This window comes from Pseudomonas sp. NPDC090208 (genome assembly GCF_044746785.1).
GTDB lineage: Bacteria > Pseudomonadota > Gammaproteobacteria > Pseudomonadales > Pseudomonadaceae > Aquipseudomonas.
This window is the reverse complement of the sequence record NZ_JBIVCU010000006.1, coordinates 277,889-294,162: the sequence shown is the minus strand read 5'-3', so window position 1 is coordinate 294,162 and position 16,274 is coordinate 277,889. Positions and strand designations below refer to the sequence as shown.

14 protein-coding genes are annotated in these 16,274 nt (G+C 62.3%); 8 read left to right on the top strand and 6 right to left on the bottom strand.

The genetic code is table 11. From position 1 onward, the window contains the following. Positions 1–533: 533 nt before the first annotated feature. Both ACIPL0_RS13230 and ACIPL0_RS13225 read right to left on the bottom strand, forming a co-directional pair. Positions 534–983 (bottom strand): YkvA family protein, encoded by a 450-nt coding sequence (locus ACIPL0_RS13230; protein WP_400597091.1) that lies wholly within the window; start codon positions 981–983, stop codon positions 534–536. A gap of 414 nt (positions 984–1,397) precedes the next feature. Next, positions 1,398–2,201: an FKBP-type peptidyl-prolyl cis-trans isomerase gene (locus ACIPL0_RS13225; RefSeq protein WP_400597090.1), complete on the bottom strand. Its 804-nt coding sequence runs from the start codon at positions 2,199–2,201 to the stop codon at positions 1,398–1,400. A 395-nt stretch (positions 2,202–2,596) separates the two neighbouring features. On the opposite strand from ACIPL0_RS13225, the gene ACIPL0_RS13220 reads away from it, so the two are divergent. The 8 genes from ACIPL0_RS13220 to ACIPL0_RS13185 all read left to right on the top strand — a co-directional run bounded on the left by ACIPL0_RS13220 (position 2,597) and on the right by ACIPL0_RS13185 (position 11,520). Then, entirely contained in the window at positions 2,597–3,646 is a 1,050-nt protein-coding gene (locus tag ACIPL0_RS13220; protein WP_400597089.1) for an ABC transporter substrate-binding protein, read from the top strand. 11 nt (positions 3,647–3,657) lie between these two features. Continuing rightward, positions 3,658–4,584, top strand: coding sequence for an ABC transporter permease (locus tag ACIPL0_RS13215; protein ID WP_400597088.1), 927 nt, complete (start codon positions 3,658–3,660; stop codon positions 4,582–4,584). Beyond that, the gene (locus tag ACIPL0_RS13210) at positions 4,585–5,382 is read left to right on the top strand and encodes an ABC transporter permease (RefSeq protein WP_400597087.1); all 798 of its coding nucleotides are present in this window, start codon (positions 4,585–4,587) and stop codon (positions 5,380–5,382) included. Between the two features lie 412 nt (positions 5,383–5,794). Further along, positions 5,795–7,255 carry an NAD-dependent succinate-semialdehyde dehydrogenase gene (locus ACIPL0_RS13205; protein ID WP_400597086.1) on the top strand — a complete coding sequence of 487 codons (1,461 nt, stop codon included), beginning with the start codon at positions 5,795–5,797 and terminating at the stop codon, positions 7,253–7,255. Between the two features lie 138 nt (positions 7,256–7,393). Next, a complete protein-coding gene (locus ACIPL0_RS13200) occupies positions 7,394–8,482 on the top strand; it encodes an ABC transporter ATP-binding protein (RefSeq protein ID WP_400597085.1) in 1,089 nt (362 codons plus the stop codon). Positions 8,483–8,917: 435 nt separating this feature from the next. Then, positions 8,918–10,207 carry a 4-aminobutyrate--2-oxoglutarate transaminase gene (gene gabT, locus ACIPL0_RS13195; RefSeq protein WP_400597084.1) on the top strand — a complete coding sequence of 430 codons (1,290 nt, stop codon included), beginning with the start codon at positions 8,918–8,920 and terminating at the stop codon, positions 10,205–10,207. A gap of 96 nt (positions 10,208–10,303) precedes the next feature. Next, positions 10,304–10,990, top strand: a complete 687-nt coding sequence (locus ACIPL0_RS13190) for a hypothetical protein (RefSeq protein ID WP_400597083.1) — start codon at positions 10,304–10,306, stop codon at positions 10,988–10,990. Positions 10,991–11,028: 38 nt separating this feature from the next. Beyond that, positions 11,029–11,520, top strand: coding sequence for an Lrp/AsnC family transcriptional regulator (locus ACIPL0_RS13185; RefSeq protein WP_400597082.1), 492 nt, complete (start codon positions 11,029–11,031; stop codon positions 11,518–11,520). Positions 11,521–12,293: 773 nt separating this feature from the next. Here the strand turns inward: ACIPL0_RS13185 and ACIPL0_RS13180 are convergent. The 4 genes from ACIPL0_RS13180 to ACIPL0_RS13165 all read right to left on the bottom strand — a co-directional run bounded on the left by ACIPL0_RS13180 (position 12,294) and on the right by ACIPL0_RS13165 (position 16,274). Further along, a complete protein-coding gene (locus ACIPL0_RS13180) occupies positions 12,294–13,004 on the bottom strand; it encodes a cupin domain-containing protein (protein ID WP_400597081.1) in 711 nt (236 codons plus the stop codon). Between the two features lie 14 nt (positions 13,005–13,018). Next, positions 13,019–14,302 (bottom strand): NAD(P)/FAD-dependent oxidoreductase, encoded by a 1,284-nt coding sequence (locus tag ACIPL0_RS13175; protein WP_400597080.1) that lies wholly within the window; start codon positions 14,300–14,302, stop codon positions 13,019–13,021. A 174-nt stretch (positions 14,303–14,476) separates the two neighbouring features. Continuing rightward, the gene (locus tag ACIPL0_RS13170; protein ID WP_400597079.1) at positions 14,477–15,184 is read right to left on the bottom strand and encodes an HAD-IA family hydrolase; all 708 of its coding nucleotides are present in this window, start codon (positions 15,182–15,184) and stop codon (positions 14,477–14,479) included. A gap of 142 nt (positions 15,185–15,326) precedes the next feature. Then, on the bottom strand, positions 15,327–16,274 hold the full coding sequence (locus tag ACIPL0_RS13165) for a LysR family transcriptional regulator (protein ID WP_400597078.1): 948 nt from the start codon (positions 16,272–16,274) through the stop codon (positions 15,327–15,329).

Sequence of the window (16,274 nt, the reverse complement as noted above, 5' to 3'; positions counted from 1 at the left end):
CATGCCCTCACTCCGGCAATGCTCCGTGGGCCCGCCGCGAATGGGCCATCCATGGCCCACGCGGCTCTCGCGACATCCTGTCGCTCGACCCACTGCGCACCGCCTGCGTTCGGCCTTCTGGGACGGGGCGCCAAGATCAAAATCAAAAGCCATATCAAAAGCCCACCGAGGCGGACTAACGTCCGGCCTGGCTGGCCGAACGCATCCCCTGTAGGAGCTGGCTTGTCCTGCGACCGGCTGCGTAGCAGTCGTAAACCCTGACGACTATGCATTTCTGACACACCGCGTTCACCGGTTTTACGACGAGTGCCTCGCCGCTCGCAGGGCAAGCCAGCTCCTACAGACTGGCGGTGAACATTCCTTAGCAGTCATACAGAAAATCACCAGACACCCCAAAAAGTGTGGGAGCGAATTCATTCGCGAAGCGATGTTCCGAACAACACATCCGTAACGGGCGGAATGCCTCATCGCAAATGAGTTCACTCCACAGAATGCCCCCAAGGCGGTGATGCCTGACGAGCACTGGTACACCGCTAGTCCTTCTTCTCCTGCTCCAGCAATTTCGGCGTGGCCGGCAGGCGTTCGACGACGGCGAGTTTTTCCGGTTTCTGTTGTTCGCGCCACAGACGAAACGCATCGAGTTCGGCCTTGAGCGAGGTCATGACCCAGGTCAGCACGGCGATGTCGTCGAGCATGCCCAGGCCGGGAATCCAGTCAGGGATGGCGTCCAGCGGACTGAGGAAGTACATCAGCCCCGCCACCACCGACAACAACGCCTTGCCACTGATGGCCCTGTACTCGCCGCGCCAGTAGGCCAGGCACAGCGCCTGCAGCAGTTTCAGATCGTCCTTGAGCTTGCCCAGCCGGTTACCGTCGGTGGCAGCCTTGCCGGCCACGGCGAACAGCAAGGCCGGCAGGCGTCCCGCTGCCATCAGGCGCTTGGCCATGGGCAGGTAACGCAGCAGATTCCACGGTGCTTTCATGATCCCTCCAGCGAAGTCGATAAAAATCGACCATTTGGTCAACCCGCCCAGGGGCACAATCAGCCCGCTCGCAGCGGCCGTGCCACCCCAAAGGTTATCCACACAAATTGTGGATAACCTTGTGAACAGAGCCGCCTTGGCGGCCTGAAACGCCCGTTTTACAGGGCCTGAGCTTAAATCGCGCGTTTTTTACTCACATGATGGAACTAAAAAAAACATTGACTTGAGCGGCTGAATGTCTACCCCTCGCCTCTATACGGAGATGACGCTTCCGACAATTCCCGGACTTTTCCGACAATCGCCGACGCTATTGGGACTGCATCGTCGGCATCCGGTTCGCCCGTTTTTGCGCACAAACAAAAATGCCCCGTCGAGACGGGGCATTTTCAGCACAAGGCAATCGCGAAAGGACGATTACTTCTTGGCAGCAGGCTTGCCAGCGTCGGCCGACTTGGCGTCAGCGGCTGGAGCAGCCTCTTCTTCTTCGTCACCGGCGGCAGCGGCGTCATTGGCGCCTGCGGCTGCAGGGTCCTTGATGCCCAGCAGTTCCAGATCGAATACCAGCACCGAGTTGGCCGGGATCATCGGGCTCGGGCTCTGTGCGCCGTAAGCCAGTTCGCTCGGGATGTACAGCTTGATCTTCTCGCCAACGTGCATCAACTGCAGGCCTTCGACCCAACCCGGGATCACGCCGCTGACCGGCAGATCGATCGGGCTGCCGCGCTCGACGGAGCTGTCGAACACCTTGCCGTCAGTCAGCTTGCCTTCGTAGTGAACGGTCACGACGTCAGTCGGCTTCGGTACAGGACCGTCGGCTTTCTTGATGACTTCGTACTGCAGGCCGGAAGCAGTGGTGGTGACTTCCTTGCGCTTGCCGTTCTCTTCGAGGAATTTCTTGCCGGCAGCAGCCGACTCTTCGGCCATCTTGGCCATGCGCTCTTCAGCGCGCTTTTGCAGTTCGCCGAAGGCTGCAACCAGCTCTTCGTCTTTCAGTTTCTGCTCTTTCTTGCCGACGGCGTCTTCGATGCCCAGGGCCACGGCCTTGGAATCCAGATCGTCCATGCCTTCCTGAGCCAGGCTCTTGCCCATGTTCAGGCCGATGCCGTAAGAGGCTTTCTGGGCCGGGGTTTTCAGTTCAACGGTGCTGGCTTGCTTGTCGCAGCCTGCGAGTACCAGACCGACCAGGGCAATCGCCGCTGCCAACCGATGCTGTTTCATCCTGTTTCCTTGTTCATGCGCCGAAAGGGCAAACGAGTAAAGCCGCGAGCTTATCAGGCCGCCGCGATCAATGGCTACCGGCATGAGAGGGAGAAAAGGCAGATAAGTTCAGGGGCTCAAAGGTTTTCTTGTTCGAGCGAGAAAACGGTTCAGTTTCGGTTCAGCCTCACGACAGAAAAGCCGATTCCGCGTGCAGGCTTTTTCCCAGAGCGCTCGGCGCAGGAGATGCCGTTACCCCCGCCGATTTCGCAATAAAGCACTTTTGCGCAGGGCATTTATGACCGCTTCGTTTCTGGCCGAACCAGTACATTAGGTGGGCATGGTCCCGCAGAGCGACCGATAACAAAACCTCCAGCTCGCTTGATGAATCTGCCAACCATACGGAGTCTGTTTTTATGAGCACAACACGCAGCACCGCTTTCACACTGGCGAGTCTGGCCCTGTTCATCAGCAGCACACAGGTTTTTGCCGAAGACATCACATTCGTCTCCCAGGGTGGCGCGTATCAGGAAGCCCAGAGCAAGGCGATCCTTGAACCGGCCGCGAAGAAGCTCGGCCTGACCCTCAAACAGGACAGTTCGCCCAAGGCCTACCCGATCATCAAGACCCAGGTCGAAAGCGGCAAGGTCACCTGGGACGTGGTCGACCTGCCCACCGGCGACTGCATCCGCGGCCAGCAGGAAGGCCTGTTCGAGAAGCTCGACCTGGCGCTGATCCCCAATGCCGCGCAGATTCCTGCGGCCCTGAAAGACGATTACAGCGTCGGCTATATCAGTTACTCCACGGTGCTGGCGTACCGCACAGATGCGTTCAAGGCAGACAAGGCGCCGAAAACCTGGGCCGACTTCTGGGACACCAAGAAATACCCGGGCCAGCGTTCGTTGCGCAATCTGCCGCGCCCGACCCTGGAAATCGCCCTGCTGGCCGATGGCGTACCCGCCGACAAGCTCTACCCCATGGACGTCGAGCGTGCATTTAAAAAGCTCGAAGAAATCAAACCGAACATCGCCACCTGGTGGACCTCGGGCGGCCAGTCGGCGCAGCTGATCAGCGACGGCGAAGTCGACATGATCCAGGCCTGGAACGGGCGCATCAGCGCCGTGGAAGCCGCCGGTGCGCCGGTCGCCTTCGACTACAACCAGGGCGTGCTGGAAACCAATTCGCTGTGCGTGCTCAAGGGTTCGCCGCACAAAGTGACAGCGATGAAGTTCGTCAACGAAGCCATCGACGCGAAGCTGCAGGCGGCATTGCCGATGATCATCGACTACGGTCCGCTCAACCCTGAAGCCTTCAAGACCGGCGTGATCCCCGCCGAGCGTGCTGCGCAACTGCCGTCCTCGCCTGAAAACATTTCCCGGCAGGCCCTGTTGTCCGCGCAATGGTGGGCATCGGATGCCGGCGTGAAAGCCGAAGAGCGCTGGCTGTCCTTCGTTCAGAAAAAGTAATGGGAGGCCCTATGTCCAACGCTTATCTCGCCAAATCCCTGCCCGACTCCAGCGACCGCGACGAGCCACCGCTGGCCAACGAACAGGCCCTGGCCCGCGAGGAACGCAAGGAGCACACCTCGATGCTGTTGCTGCTAACCCCGGCGCTGGTGATGGTCGTGGTGCTGCTGATCATGCCGCTGTGCTGGCTGGCGTTTCAATCGGTGCAGACCGAAGAAGGCTTCTCGCTGGCCAACTACGCGCGGATCTTCCAGGAAAGCATCTATTGGGAAACCTTCGCGCTGACCTTCAAGATCAGTTTTCTGGTGACCATCCTCTCGATTGTCATGGGCTTCCCGATTGCCTACGCGGCGTCGCGGCTGCATGGCTTCTGGGCCAACCTGATCCTGATCTGCGTGATCCTGCCGTTCTGGACCAGCGTGCTGGTGCGCTCCTACGCCTGGCTGGTGCTGCTGCAACGGCGCGGCCTGGTCAACCAGACGCTGATGGACCTGGGCATCATCGACCAGCCGCTGACGCTGATGCACAACACCACCGGCACGGTGATCGGCACGCTGCACGTGATGCTGCCGTTCATGGTGCTGCCGTTGTATGCAGTGATGAAAAAGATCCCGCAGGACCTCATGCAGGCCTCGGAAAGCCTCGGCGCCAAGCCGTTCTACACCTTCCGTCGGGTGTTCCTGCCGATGGCCGCACCGGGCGTCATGGCCGGTTCGATTCTGGTGTTCGTGATCTGTCTGGGCTTCTTCATCACCCCGGAACTGCTGGGTGGCGGCCGCACGATCCTGGTGTCGATGCTGGTGCAACGCAACGTCGAGCTGTATCACGCCTGGGGCGCCGCCAGTGCGGTCGGTCTGGTGCTGCTGTTCGTGGTGTTCCTGATCTTCTGGGGCATCAACCGCTTCATCCCCATCGAACGCATTCTGGGAGCGCGCTAAATGAACCTGCTTGCCAACCTGCGTCAGATTCGCCTGTCGCACCTGCTGTTCACCGTGGTGGTCGCGGCGATCCTGCTGTACCTGATCATCCCGGTGCTGATCGTGGTGCCGATGTCGTTCTCCGAAGCGCGCTTTCTGCAGTTCCCGCCCAAACAATGGTCGCTGCATTGGTATGAAGCGTTCTTCACCAGCGTGGAGTGGATGTCGGCGGCCAAGGTCAGCCTGATCACGGCGTTCTTCACCATGGTCATCAGCCTGCCGATCGGCATGGCAGCGGCCTACGCCATCAACAACTCCAGCCTCAAGGTGATCCGCACGCTGCAGATCATTCTGCTGTTGCCGATGATGGTGCCGATCATCCTGATCGCGGCCGGGGTGTTCTTTGTCTACGCCCGCGTCGGGCTGATCAGCACCATGACCGGTCTGGTGCTGGCGCACATCATGCTGGCCCTGCCGTACGTGATCATTGCGCTGCTGGCGGGCCTGCGGAATTTCGACATGTCCCAGGAGATGGTCGCCCGCAGCCTGGGCATGAACCGCTTCCGCGCGTTCATGGCGGTGACCCTGCCGCAGATCAAACCGAGCGTGGTGTCGGCGACACTGTTCGCCTTCATCACCTCGCTGGATGAAACCGTGGTCGCACTGTTCATCTCCGGCGGCGACAACCAGACCCTGACCAAACGCATGTTCACCGCCCTGCGCGACGAGATCGACCCGACGATTGCAGCGATCAGTTCGATCCTGATCCTGGCGTCGCTGATTCTCGTGGTGGTGGCGGGGCGTAACAAACAAGGCTGACGGCTACAGACAAACCAACGCACGCCCCCCTGTAGGAGCTGGCTTGCCCTGCGACCGGCTGCGAAGCAGTCGTAAAACCTGTGAATGCGCTGTGTCAGGAAAGCAGAGTTGCCAGGGTTTGCTGCCGCTGCGCAGCAGGTCGCAGGGCAAGCCAGCTCCTACAGAAGCAGTCGTAAAACCTGTGAATGCGCTGTGCCAGGAAAGCAGAGTTGCCAGGGTTTGCTGCCGCTGCGCGGCAGGTCGCAGGGCAAGCCAGCTCCTACAGAAGATCGCCACAACCCTCCCGGCACAGCCTGCCGTCAACCGCCGCAATTCAGCATCAATCACCCGCCCACCGGCCTATCTCGGCATCGGCCACTGGCGGGGCATTTTTACAATGAGTCCATCCTTCGTAGCCTCAAGGTTCCCGATCATGTTGAAAAGCCAATTGCGTGACCCTTCCCTGCTCGTCGAACGCGCCTACGTCAACGGCGCCTGGATTGACGCCGATGACGGCGCCACGATCGACGTCACCAACCCCGCCGACGGCAGCGTGATCGCTCGCGTACCGGCGCTGCAGGCTGCTGAAACCCGCCGCGCCATCGAGGCCGCCGAAGCGCGTTTCGTCACTTGGCGCGAAGTGCCGGCCGCCGAGCGGGCGCGTTATCTGGAAGTCTGGTTCAAGCTGATCATGGACAACCAGGAAGACCTGGCGCTGATCATGACCGCCGAACAGGGCAAGCCGCTGGCCGAGTCCCGTGGCGAAATCGCCTACGGCGCCAGCTTCGTCAAATGGTTCGCCGAGGAAGCCCGGCGCATCTACGGCGACACCATCCCGGCACCAACCGGCGACCGCCGCATTCTGGTGCTCAAGCAACCGATTGGCGTCGTCGCGGCGATCACGCCGTGGAACTTCCCCAACGCGATGATCACCCGCAAATGCGCGCCAGCCCTGGCTGCCGGCTGCCCGGTGCTGGTCAAACCGTCGGAAATGACCCCGCTGTCGGCACTGGCCCTCGCAGTGCTGGCCGAGCGTGCCGGGATTCCGGCCGGCGTGTTCAACGTGCTGACCGGCCTGCCGGCGGGTGTCGGTGGCGAGATGACCGCCAACCCGGCGGTGCGCAAACTGTCGTTCACCGGTTCGACCCGCGTCGGCCAGCTGCTGATGAGCCAGTGCGCCGCGACCATCAAGCGCCTCAGCCTGGAACTGGGCGGCAACGCGCCGTTCATTGTCTTCGACGACGCCGATCTGGACCTGGCGATTGCCGGGGTCATGCAGAGCAAATTCCGCAACGCCGGCCAGACCTGCGTCTGCGCCAACCGCATTCTGGTGCAGGACGGCATTTATGACCGTTTCGCCGAACGCCTCAGCGCCGCCGTGGCCGAACTGAAGGTCGGCGACGGCCTGGAAGCAGGCGTGACCATCGGCCCGTTGATCAACGCAGCAGCCGTCGACAAGGTTGCACGGCACATCGGCGACGCGCTGGAAAAAGGCGCCAGCATCGCCATCGGCGGCGCACCCCAAGGTGAAGGCCTGTACGTGCAACCCACCGTGCTGCGCGACGCCAGCGCCGACATGCTGCTGGCCAGCGAAGAAACCTTCGGCCCGGTCGCCCCGCTGTTCCGCTTCAAGGACGAAGCCGAAGCACTGGCCCTGGCCAACGCCACGCCCTACGGCCTCGGCGCCTACTACTTCACCCAGGACATGCGTCGCGCCTGGCGCGTGGGCGAGCGTCTGGAGTTCGGCATGGTCGGCCTCAACACCGGGATCATCTCGATGGAAGTCGCACCGTTCGGCGGCATGAAGCAGTCCGGCACCGGCCGCGAAGGCTCCAAGTACGGTCTGGACGAGTTCCTCGAAGTGAAGGCCTGGCACATTGGCGGGCTCAATTAACTCTTCATGCGTGTAAACGCCGCCCGACAGCACATCCTGTTTTTCCGGCGGCCCAAAACGGCACGAACCGGGCCTGCGCCTGTGTTCAGATGACATGCAGATCTTTCGGGCAAACCCCTTCTGCAAAGAGGACGCTCCATGAATTTCACTGAAGGTTTTGAATCGGTCAGCGTTAACAAGGTGTGCAAGCACTACGGCAGCCTCAAGGCGTTGAACAACGTCGATCTGAAGGTCGAGGCCGGGGAATTCATGTCGCTGCTCGGCCCGTCCGGCTCGGGCAAGACCACGCTGCTGAGCATTCTCGGCGGCTTTATCCGGGTCAGCTCCGGCAGCATTTTCTTCGGTGAGCGCGACGTCACCCTGATGCCGCCGCACAAGCGCGAGATCGGCGTGGTGTTCCAGAACTACGCGCTGTTCCCGCACATGACCGTGGGCGAGAACGTGGCCTTTCCGCTGCGCGCCCGTGGCGAAAGCGCGGCCAGCAGTCGTGAGCGGGTCAAGAACGCGCTGGCGACGGTGGAACTGACCGGCTACGAAGACCGCAACATTGCCGCCCTCTCCGGCGGTCAGCGCCAGCGCGTGGCGCTGGCTCGGGCGATTGTCTTCGAGCCCAAGCTGATCCTCATGGACGAGCCGCTGTCGGCGCTGGACAAACAACTGCGCGAGATCATGCAGATCGAACTGCGCGCCCTGCACAAGCGCCTCGGCGCGACGATGATTTACGTCACCCACGACCAGCGTGAAGCGCTGACCATGAGCGACCGCATCGCGATCATGCGTGGCGGCCAGTTGGTGCAGGTCGACACCCCGCGTCGTCTGCACGATCACCCGGCCAACGATTTCGTCGCCAGCTTCATCGGCGAAAGCACGCTGGTGCCGTTGCAGCGCGGCGCCAACAATGGCCTGACCCTGGGTGCCACACCCTTGCGCACCACGCGCCCGGTGCCGCCGTCCGGCGATGTGTTCCTGGCCCTGCAATCGGAAAAACTGCTGTTGGATAACGACAGCTGCGGACCGGAGTGGAACCGTCTGCGCGGCCGCGTGGCCGACATCGTGTTCCAGGGTGAAAGCCTCAAGGTGTTCGTCGACCTGGAAGGCGGCCCGACCGTCAGCCTGCGCCAGGCCAGCCACCACGAAGGCAACCTCAGCCTGCCACCGATCGGCTCGCCGATGATGATGCGCCTGCATCCGGAAGACACCATCGTCGTGCCGCGCGCGGGGGTTTGAATCCAGGCACCTGCCCTGCCTGAACCTGTAGGAGCGCGCTTGCCCGCGATAGCGTCAAACGATGAGTTGAAGCCTGACGAATAACCTGTAGGAGTGAGCTTGCTCGCGAGAGCAGTGTGTCTGATGACCATTCATTGGCAGACATTCCGCGATCGCGAGCAAGCTCACTCCTACAGTGGTCATTGGGCATCAGTGACAGGGGTGTCCGTCCCACAGGTCATTGGGCATCAGTGACATGGGTGTCCATCCGGGCAGGCGCAAAAAGCCCGCAGCGAAATATTTCGAAACGCCCCCGCAAAACAGTCGATCACCGCACTCCCCGCCCGAACTTCAGCGCTTGTGGCTCCGGGTAATCCTTATCCTGATCCCATCACCCGCCACCTCGGCATCACGGCGCTACGTCACTCACGACACCTGCTACCCACGGAGAGCAAAATGAATTCTGCACTGACTGAAAGCCAACGCCTGCTGGCCCTGCGCGACCACCATGTGCCACGCGGTATCGCCACCGCTCACCCGGTGGTCGCAGCCCGCGCCGAAGGGGCCGAACTGTGGGACGTCGACGGCAAGCGGTACCTGGATTTCGTCGGCGGCATCGGCGTACTCAACACCGGCCACAGCCATCCGAAAATCGTCGAAGCGGTGCGCCGTCAGGCCGGCGAAATCTCCCACGCCAGTTTTCAGGTGGTGGCCTACGAGAGCTACATCCAGGTCGCAGCGCGCCTGAATAAACTGGTCGGCGGCGATGCGCACTACAAAAGCGTGCTGTTCACCTCCGGCGCCGAAGCGGTGGAAAACGCGATCAAGATCGCCCGTGGCTACACCAATCGTCCCGCAGTGATTTCCTTCCGTGGCGGCTTCCACGGTCGCACCCTGCTCGGCGTGACCCTGACCGGCATGAGCCAGCCGTACAAACAGAACTTCGGCCCGTTCCCCGCCGAGATCTACCACGCCACCTACCCCAACGCGTATCGCGGTGTCAGCAGCGACGACGCGTTGGCCGAGCTGGATGAACTGTTCGCCACCGACGTCGCGCCCGACCGCGTGGCCGCGATCATCATCGAACCGGTGCAGGGCGACGGCGGTTTCCTCGCCGCTCCGAAAGCCTTCCTGCAAGCCCTGCGCGAGCGTTGCACGCAACACGGCATCGTGTTGATCCTCGACGAAATCCAGGCCGGTTTCGGGCGCACCGGCAAGATGTTCGGCTTCCAGCACGCCGGCATCCAGCCGGATCTGGTCACCGTGGCCAAGAGCCTGGCCGGCGGCATGCCGCTGTCCGGCGTGGTCGGTCGTGCCGAGATCATGGACGCACCGACGCCGGGTGGCCTGGGCGGCACTTATGGCGGTAACGCCGTAGCTTGTGCTGCGGCGCTGGCGGTGCTGGACCTGTTCGAAGAGCAGGATCTGCTGCAACAAGGCGAGACACTGGCGGCGCAGCTCAAAGAAGGTCTGCTGGCCCTGCAGAAACGTTACCCGCGCATCGGTGACGTGCGCGGTCTGGGCTTCATGCAGGCCATCGAAATGGTCGCCGACGACGCCCGCCACAGCCCCGATGCGACGCTGGCGCAGAAGGTCATCGACGAGGCGCGCAACGCCGGTCTGCTGGTCATCAAGTGCGGCGTGCATCGCAACGTGGTGCGCTTCCTCGCGCCGCTGGTGACCACTCAGGCGCAGCTGGCAGAAGCCTTGCAGATGCTCGAAATGGCCCTTGCCGCGGCCTGCTGACCGACCGCAACAACGTGCGAACCCGACCTGCTGCGTCAGCATCGGGTTCGCCGCGCAATCACATGGAACCGTCAACGCGTTGCTCAGGAGCACATGATGAAAGTCACCCAGTACAAGGCGCTCGGCCTGTCGTTTGGTACCCTGGTTGACCGCGAACGGGGCATCCTCGAAGGCCTGCGACCGCTGGCAGTGCAAAGCGATGCAAACACCAGCGACGCGCAGTTGCTCAGCACCTATCGACATGTGGCCCGCGAGCTGTCTGCGACGGCTGCGCAGGTCAGTGCCACGGCCTTTCACGGTCAGCTTTACCAGCGTGTGGCGCAACAATTGCAAATCATGCCCGGCTGGGATGAAAGTGTGGCGTTTGGTAGCTCCTCCGCCCAGTGGCCGATATTCGAAGACGCGCCAGGTGCGTTGCAGTACCTGGGCAAGTTTTACCGTTTGATACTGATCGCCCCACCCCAGGGCATCGATGTGCTGGCGCTGAGTCGCCGTCTGCCGGTCGAATTCGATGCGATCATCGAACCCGGCGCGGACGATTGGCATGCCGGCCTCGAACGCGAGCTGCGGCGCCTGGGTCTTGAGCGGTCAGAGCTGTTACCGGTGCGCAGTACCGAAAGCGACGACCCGTGGACTGACCGGGTCGACTTTCCGATCTGCACACTCCGCCGCGGCCTGGACCTGCCGTGGAACCATTCGCCTCAGGCAATGGACGGCAAGCGCTGTGAATACGCCAGCCTCGCCGACCTGGCACATGCCCACCAAAAGGCATTGCTGGCCTGAAACCGACAGCCCGGATTTGACATTGCGAGGACTGATCAATGGATGCATCAACCAAGCTCGACCGTATCGATATCAACATTCTGGTGCAGTTGCAGAAGGACGGGCGCATGACCAACGTCAGCCTCGCCGAGGCCGTGGGCCTGTCGCCCAGCCCTTGCCTGCAACGGGTCAAGCGCCTGGAAGCGGCGGGCTATATCAGTGGCTATGAAGCGCATGTCAACCTAGCCAAATTCGCCAACTCGGTGACCGTGTTCACCGAGATGACCCTGTCGGACCACAAGCGCGCCGACTTCGTGAAATTCGAGTCGAGCATTCGCAACATCGACGAAGTGCTGGAGTGCCACCTGATCAGCGGTGGCTACGATTACCTGGTGCGCTTCCTATGCAGCAGCATTCAGCACTACCAGGAACTGATGGAGTCGATCCTCGACAAGAACATCGGCATCGAGAAGTACTTCAGCTACATCGTGATCAAATCACCGGTGGTCAAAAGCACCGTGCCGTTGCGGAGTCTGGTCAGGGCGGTTTGAGTGTTCGTTGCATGAAGAAAGGGCCGACAGGCCCTTTTTTGTTGGCAGCGCTTACATCCCTGTAGGAGTCGGGCTTGCTGGCGAATGCAGCGGCTCATTCAACATCGATGTGTCCGAACCGGCCCCTCGCGAGCAAGCTCACTCCTACAGGGATTGCGGTGAGGCATTAGACGCTGCGGTGTTTGGACGGACGCGTTCGCCAGCAAGCCGGCTCCTACGGGACTCCGGGCATGACACAAAACCTGTAGGAGCCGGGCTTGTCCCGCGACCTGGCGCGAAGCGGCAGCAAATCCGATGAATGCAGGGTGTCAGGCAGGCATAGTCGTCAGGGTTTACGACGGGTTCCCCGCCGGTCGCAGGACAAGCCAGCTCCTACAGGGGACCGCGTAAACCTTACGCGATCTTCCAGACGCCGCAGAACGCGACTTGGGTGCAGGCCGAGCGCAGGCGGCGCGGAGTGGGTCGAGCGGCATGGATGCCGCGAGAGCCGCGTTGGGCCAGGGATGGCCCTTTCGCGGCGGACCCACGGAGCGTCGCCGGAGTGAGGGAACCCGACGCAGTCGGGCCAAACCAGGAGCAGGGCCTTTTTGGTTACTTTTGGGGCGTTTGCCAAAAGTGACCCGCTGTAAGAGCGGAACCCTACGTCGCCGTTACCACAGCAATGGATATGCCCCGAAATCCAACGAACAAAGCCAATCCGCTTTCCAGGTTCCCAAACCACAAACCCACAAACCCATCGCGGGCAAACGCGCTCCTACAAAGCTTCTGCAACGTCAGGAAAGAATACAAAACACCTTACGCACCACCCCATCACTGACCCACGCATTGGTCGCCCCCCTCGGCACCACCACCGTCTCTCCCGCCCTGACCACGTAGCTGTCACCCTGCTCAGCCGTCAGCGTCACCGCCCCGTCGAGGATAAACATCAGCTCGCTGTAACTCGGCTCCACCTGCCGACGCGCATACCCCTCGCATTGCCACAGGCCGATCCGCAGATTGGCCACACTGAACAGGGTCTCGCTCCACGCCTTCGGCGTCGCCGTCAGCAACACACTGGCCGCCGGCGGATTGCACGGCGCCAGCGGTTGCGTCAAATCGATCCTGATCGGCTGCTTCGGCATCTCCGCACACGCCTCAAGCCCCGGAAACGCCATGAACAACCGCCGCAGTTGCCCACGATGGTGCCAGCGCACGCTGACCCCGCGCGGCACCACAAAGCAGTCACCGGCGCTCAGTTGCAGATCGAAACCCTCCCCCTGCAAACGCAGTTCGCCGGCCTCGACAATCCCCAGTTCGACCCAGGGAAAATCCTCGATCAACAGGTTGGCCCCGACACTCACGCTGCTGCCGGTGACGAACCCCTGCTGCGCCTCATGGAAGTGAATCACCCGCCCCGCCGCCAGCGGATCGCCCTGCAAGGCATAAGCCGCGCAGGGCAACTGGCGGTCGGTGTGAGGCTGGGCGTAATGCAGAATCGGGGGCATGGCTTGAGGCTCGCTTATCGGCCGATGGCGTCGAGAAATTGCTGCCAGCCCGCCGCCAGGCGAACGCCCGGCGCGCGGAAGGCATGCAGCGGAATAGGGTTAAAACCGTCGCCGGCGAGCAGGCCGAGTTCGACCTTTTCCCCCGCCGTCATGGCCGCCAGTTGCGTGCCCATCCAGGTCGACATCGCCACCCCGCCACCGTTGTAGCCGATGGCGTAGAAACTGCGGTCGTCGAGCTGGCCGGCGTGGGGCAGGTAATCGAGGGTCATGGCCACCAGGCCCGACCACTGATAGTCGATCCTGTAGTCACGCAGGATCGGGAAGACCACGCCCATGCTGCGTTGCAGATCATCGAACGCACTCTGCGAATCGTCTTTGCCGAACGCACCACGACCACCGAAGATCAGCCGGTCGCCGATCACCCGGAACCAGCGCAGCATGCGTTTGGTGTCGCCGCACACTTGCCCGCCCGGCATCAGGCTGGCAAGGACGTGAGGCGGCAACGGCTGCGTGGCGATGATCGCGCTGCGGAACGGAATCAGTCGGCGATGCAGGGTGTCGGTGGCGCGGGTCTGGTCGGAATAGCCGTTGGTGGCGTAGATCACCTGCTTCGCGCTGACCCGCCCTTGCGGTGTCTGCACGATGACCCGGTCACCCTCGCGGCGAACCTGCTGCGCCGGGCTGTTGATGAACAGCTTCACGCCGTTGTCGACCAAGTGCTGGGCGATGCCACGGGCGTAGTTCAGCGGATGAATGCCCCCGGCCTTGGGCGTCAGCAGGCCACCGGCGAAGATCGTCGAGCCGGTCAGTTCGCGCACCTGTTCGGCAGAAATCATCACCGATGACGTGCCGCCGGTTTCGCGCTTGATCCAGTTCGCAGTGGTTTCCAGACCGCCGAGGGCATGCACGTTATGAGCCGCGGCGATGTGCCCGCCCATGTGCAGGTTGGCCTCGGTCAGGCCGAGCGCTTCCACGGTTTCCACCAGGCTGTCCACGGCGGCATAACCGGTGCGGTACATGTGCAGGGCGGTGTCGCGGCCGAAACGGGCCATGAGGGTGGAAAAGCCGACACGGAATTTCGGCGACACCACGCCACCGTTACGGCCGCTGGCGCCCCAGGCCAAGGTGTTGGCTTCGACGATCAGTGGCTCGCGTCCGCTGGCGGCGATGTGCCGGGCTGCCGAGAGGCCGGTATAGCCGGCGCCGATGATCACCACGTCGCACTGCCGCTCGCCTTCCAGCGATTGCAGCGCAGGTGCAGGTTGGGCGGTGGCCGCCCATAAGCTCTGAACAGTCATGCCAGCCTCTCGGCTTCGGATCGGAATTTAATGACTGTGGGAGCCGGCTTGCTGGCGAATGCGGTGGGTCAGCCAGTTCATTCGTCACTGACCCACCACTTTCGCCAGCAAGCCGGCTCCCACAGGTACTGCGCCCACCCGAACATCTACAGGCAGGCGCTTGCAAATCGGGGATCAACCCAGCTCTTTCTCGACCGCGTCGGCCAGTTGCGCCAGCGAGGTGAAGTGGTAGTGCGGCTCGGTGCGCTCGGATTCGAGGGTGCCGCCGGTGCCTTTCTGGGCGAAACGACGCTCGATCCAGCAGGTCTGGTAACCCAGGCGCACGGCCACGCCGATGTCGTGGTACTGGCTCTGGGCGACGTGGAGGATTTCCTCGAAGACGATGCCCTGGGTCGACGCCAGCACGCCACGGGTGTAGGCGAAGAACTGCGGATCAGGCTTCTCGAAACGCACATCGTCAACGGTGACGCGCACGTCGAACGGCTGGTCGAGGGTCTCGGCCATGTAGTTCAGGGCCCAGATCTGCGAGTTGGTGGTGGCCACCAGCTTGAAGTGCTTGCGCAGACGCTTGAGCGCTTCGACCGAATCCGGGAACGCCGGGAAGTTCTTCACCGACTGGGCCAGGCCCTTGGCATAGTCGTCGTTGTCCGGCAGGCCGAGCTTGGCGGCGATCGCGTGGTAGCAGCGCTCCAGGTCGTCCGGCCACCAGCCCGATTCGGTGGAGGCGCGGGCTTCGCGGTAGGCCTTGAGGATGTCGTCATCGCTGCAGGCGCGGCCGGCGTCACCGGAGACTTCGCGCACATGGGCAAGAATGCCGGCTTCAAAATCGATCAGGGTACCGACGACGTCGAACGTCAGGGCTTTGAACTGCTTGAAAGACATAGGGCGCTCCGCAAGAAAGGTCGTGTGGGTGAAACTGACTGGACGGGTTCATTATCTGCCCGCCTTCTCGCGCAATATTCTGTTTTGCCCTGCCCTGGAGGCATAACCTACTGTTTTTCTACCCGGTGTGCGGCAGCTGTGCTCAAAGCGTGTTTTCGAGGGTCGACGCCAGCCCCAGATGCGGATAAAGCGCGTCGATATTGAGCATGTCGGCGCGCATTTCTTCGATGATCCAGTCGCGTACCTGCTCCACCACCGGACGCACCGGGCGGTTGCCCGGCACCACCAGACAACAGCGCCGCGACATGACCCGGATCGCCTCCGTGGCCGGCACCAGTTCGCCCTTGCACAACGAGTTCGACACCACGTTCAGCCAGCCCAGCGCGATGCCTTGACCGAGCAGGGCAGCCTGCACCACCACCGCGTAATCGGAGAACACCTGGGTGTTGTCGGCGCGGCCCGGCGTCTCGAAAACACCTGCCCAGCCGCGCTCCTGGTTGTCCATGCTGATCAGCGTCGGCGGCTGTTTTCGGCCCTTGCCGTGCAGCACATCGGCCAGGTATTGCGGGTTGCACACCGGCAGGGTGATTTCCGGAATCACCAGTGAATCCGTGGCTTTCAGGCTGCCTGCTTCGAGATAGCGCATGCCCAGATCGACGTCCACCAGCGGCCCGCCGATGCGGCCGGACATCAGCTGATAACGCATGTCCACGGTGGGAAAACGCTCGCTGAACCGGCGCATGCGCGGCATCAGCCAGTGGGTGGTGAAAGCGGTGGAGACCGACAGGGTGACGGTCTCGATGCCAGTGGCGCGGGCTTCGATTTCGCTGATCGCCGACTCGATGGTGCTGAAGCCTTCCTGCACCCGGCGATACAGAATGCTGCCGCTTTCGGTCAGGCGCGCACCGCCGCGAACGCGCTCGAACAGCTGCACGCCGAGGTGTTCTTCCAGGCGCGACAACATGCGGCTGACGGCCGGCTGGCTGACACACAGCTCATCCGCCGCCCGGGTGAAACTGCCGCAACGGGCCGCCGCTTCAAAGACGAACAATGAGCTGGAGCTGGGAAGCTTTCGACGTAAATTAGACAT

What these genes read in the sequence shown, in the direction of transcription:
- ACIPL0_RS13230 (WP_400597091.1), bottom strand. Translation starts at nt 983, where the DNA reads ATGAAAGCACCGTGGAATCTGCTGCGTTACCTGCCCATGGCCAAGCGC.
- ACIPL0_RS13225 (WP_400597090.1), bottom strand. Translation starts at nt 2,201, where the DNA reads ATGAAACAGCATCGGTTGGCAGCGGCGATTGCCCTGGTCGGTCTGGTA.
- ACIPL0_RS13220 (WP_400597089.1), top strand. Translation starts at nt 2,597, where the DNA reads ATGAGCACAACACGCAGCACCGCTTTCACACTGGCGAGTCTGGCCCTG.
- ACIPL0_RS13215 (WP_400597088.1), top strand. Translation starts at nt 3,658, where the DNA reads ATGTCCAACGCTTATCTCGCCAAATCCCTGCCCGACTCCAGCGACCGC.
- ACIPL0_RS13210 (WP_400597087.1), top strand. Translation starts at nt 4,585, where the DNA reads ATGAACCTGCTTGCCAACCTGCGTCAGATTCGCCTGTCGCACCTGCTG.
- ACIPL0_RS13205 (WP_400597086.1), top strand. Translation starts at nt 5,795, where the DNA reads ATGTTGAAAAGCCAATTGCGTGACCCTTCCCTGCTCGTCGAACGCGCC.
- ACIPL0_RS13200 (WP_400597085.1), top strand. Translation starts at nt 7,394, where the DNA reads ATGAATTTCACTGAAGGTTTTGAATCGGTCAGCGTTAACAAGGTGTGC.
- gabT (WP_400597084.1), top strand. Translation starts at nt 8,918, where the DNA reads ATGAATTCTGCACTGACTGAAAGCCAACGCCTGCTGGCCCTGCGCGAC.
- ACIPL0_RS13190 (WP_400597083.1), top strand. Translation starts at nt 10,304, where the DNA reads ATGAAAGTCACCCAGTACAAGGCGCTCGGCCTGTCGTTTGGTACCCTG.
- ACIPL0_RS13185 (WP_400597082.1), top strand. Translation starts at nt 11,029, where the DNA reads ATGGATGCATCAACCAAGCTCGACCGTATCGATATCAACATTCTGGTG.
- ACIPL0_RS13180 (WP_400597081.1), bottom strand. Translation starts at nt 13,004, where the DNA reads ATGCCCCCGATTCTGCATTACGCCCAGCCTCACACCGACCGCCAGTTG.
- ACIPL0_RS13175 (WP_400597080.1), bottom strand. Translation starts at nt 14,302, where the DNA reads ATGACTGTTCAGAGCTTATGGGCGGCCACCGCCCAACCTGCACCTGCG.
- ACIPL0_RS13170 (WP_400597079.1), bottom strand. Translation starts at nt 15,184, where the DNA reads ATGTCTTTCAAGCAGTTCAAAGCCCTGACGTTCGACGTCGTCGGTACC.
- ACIPL0_RS13165 (WP_400597078.1), bottom strand. Translation starts at nt 16,274, where the DNA reads ATGTCTAATTTACGTCGAAAGCTTCCCAGCTCCAGCTCATTGTTCGTC.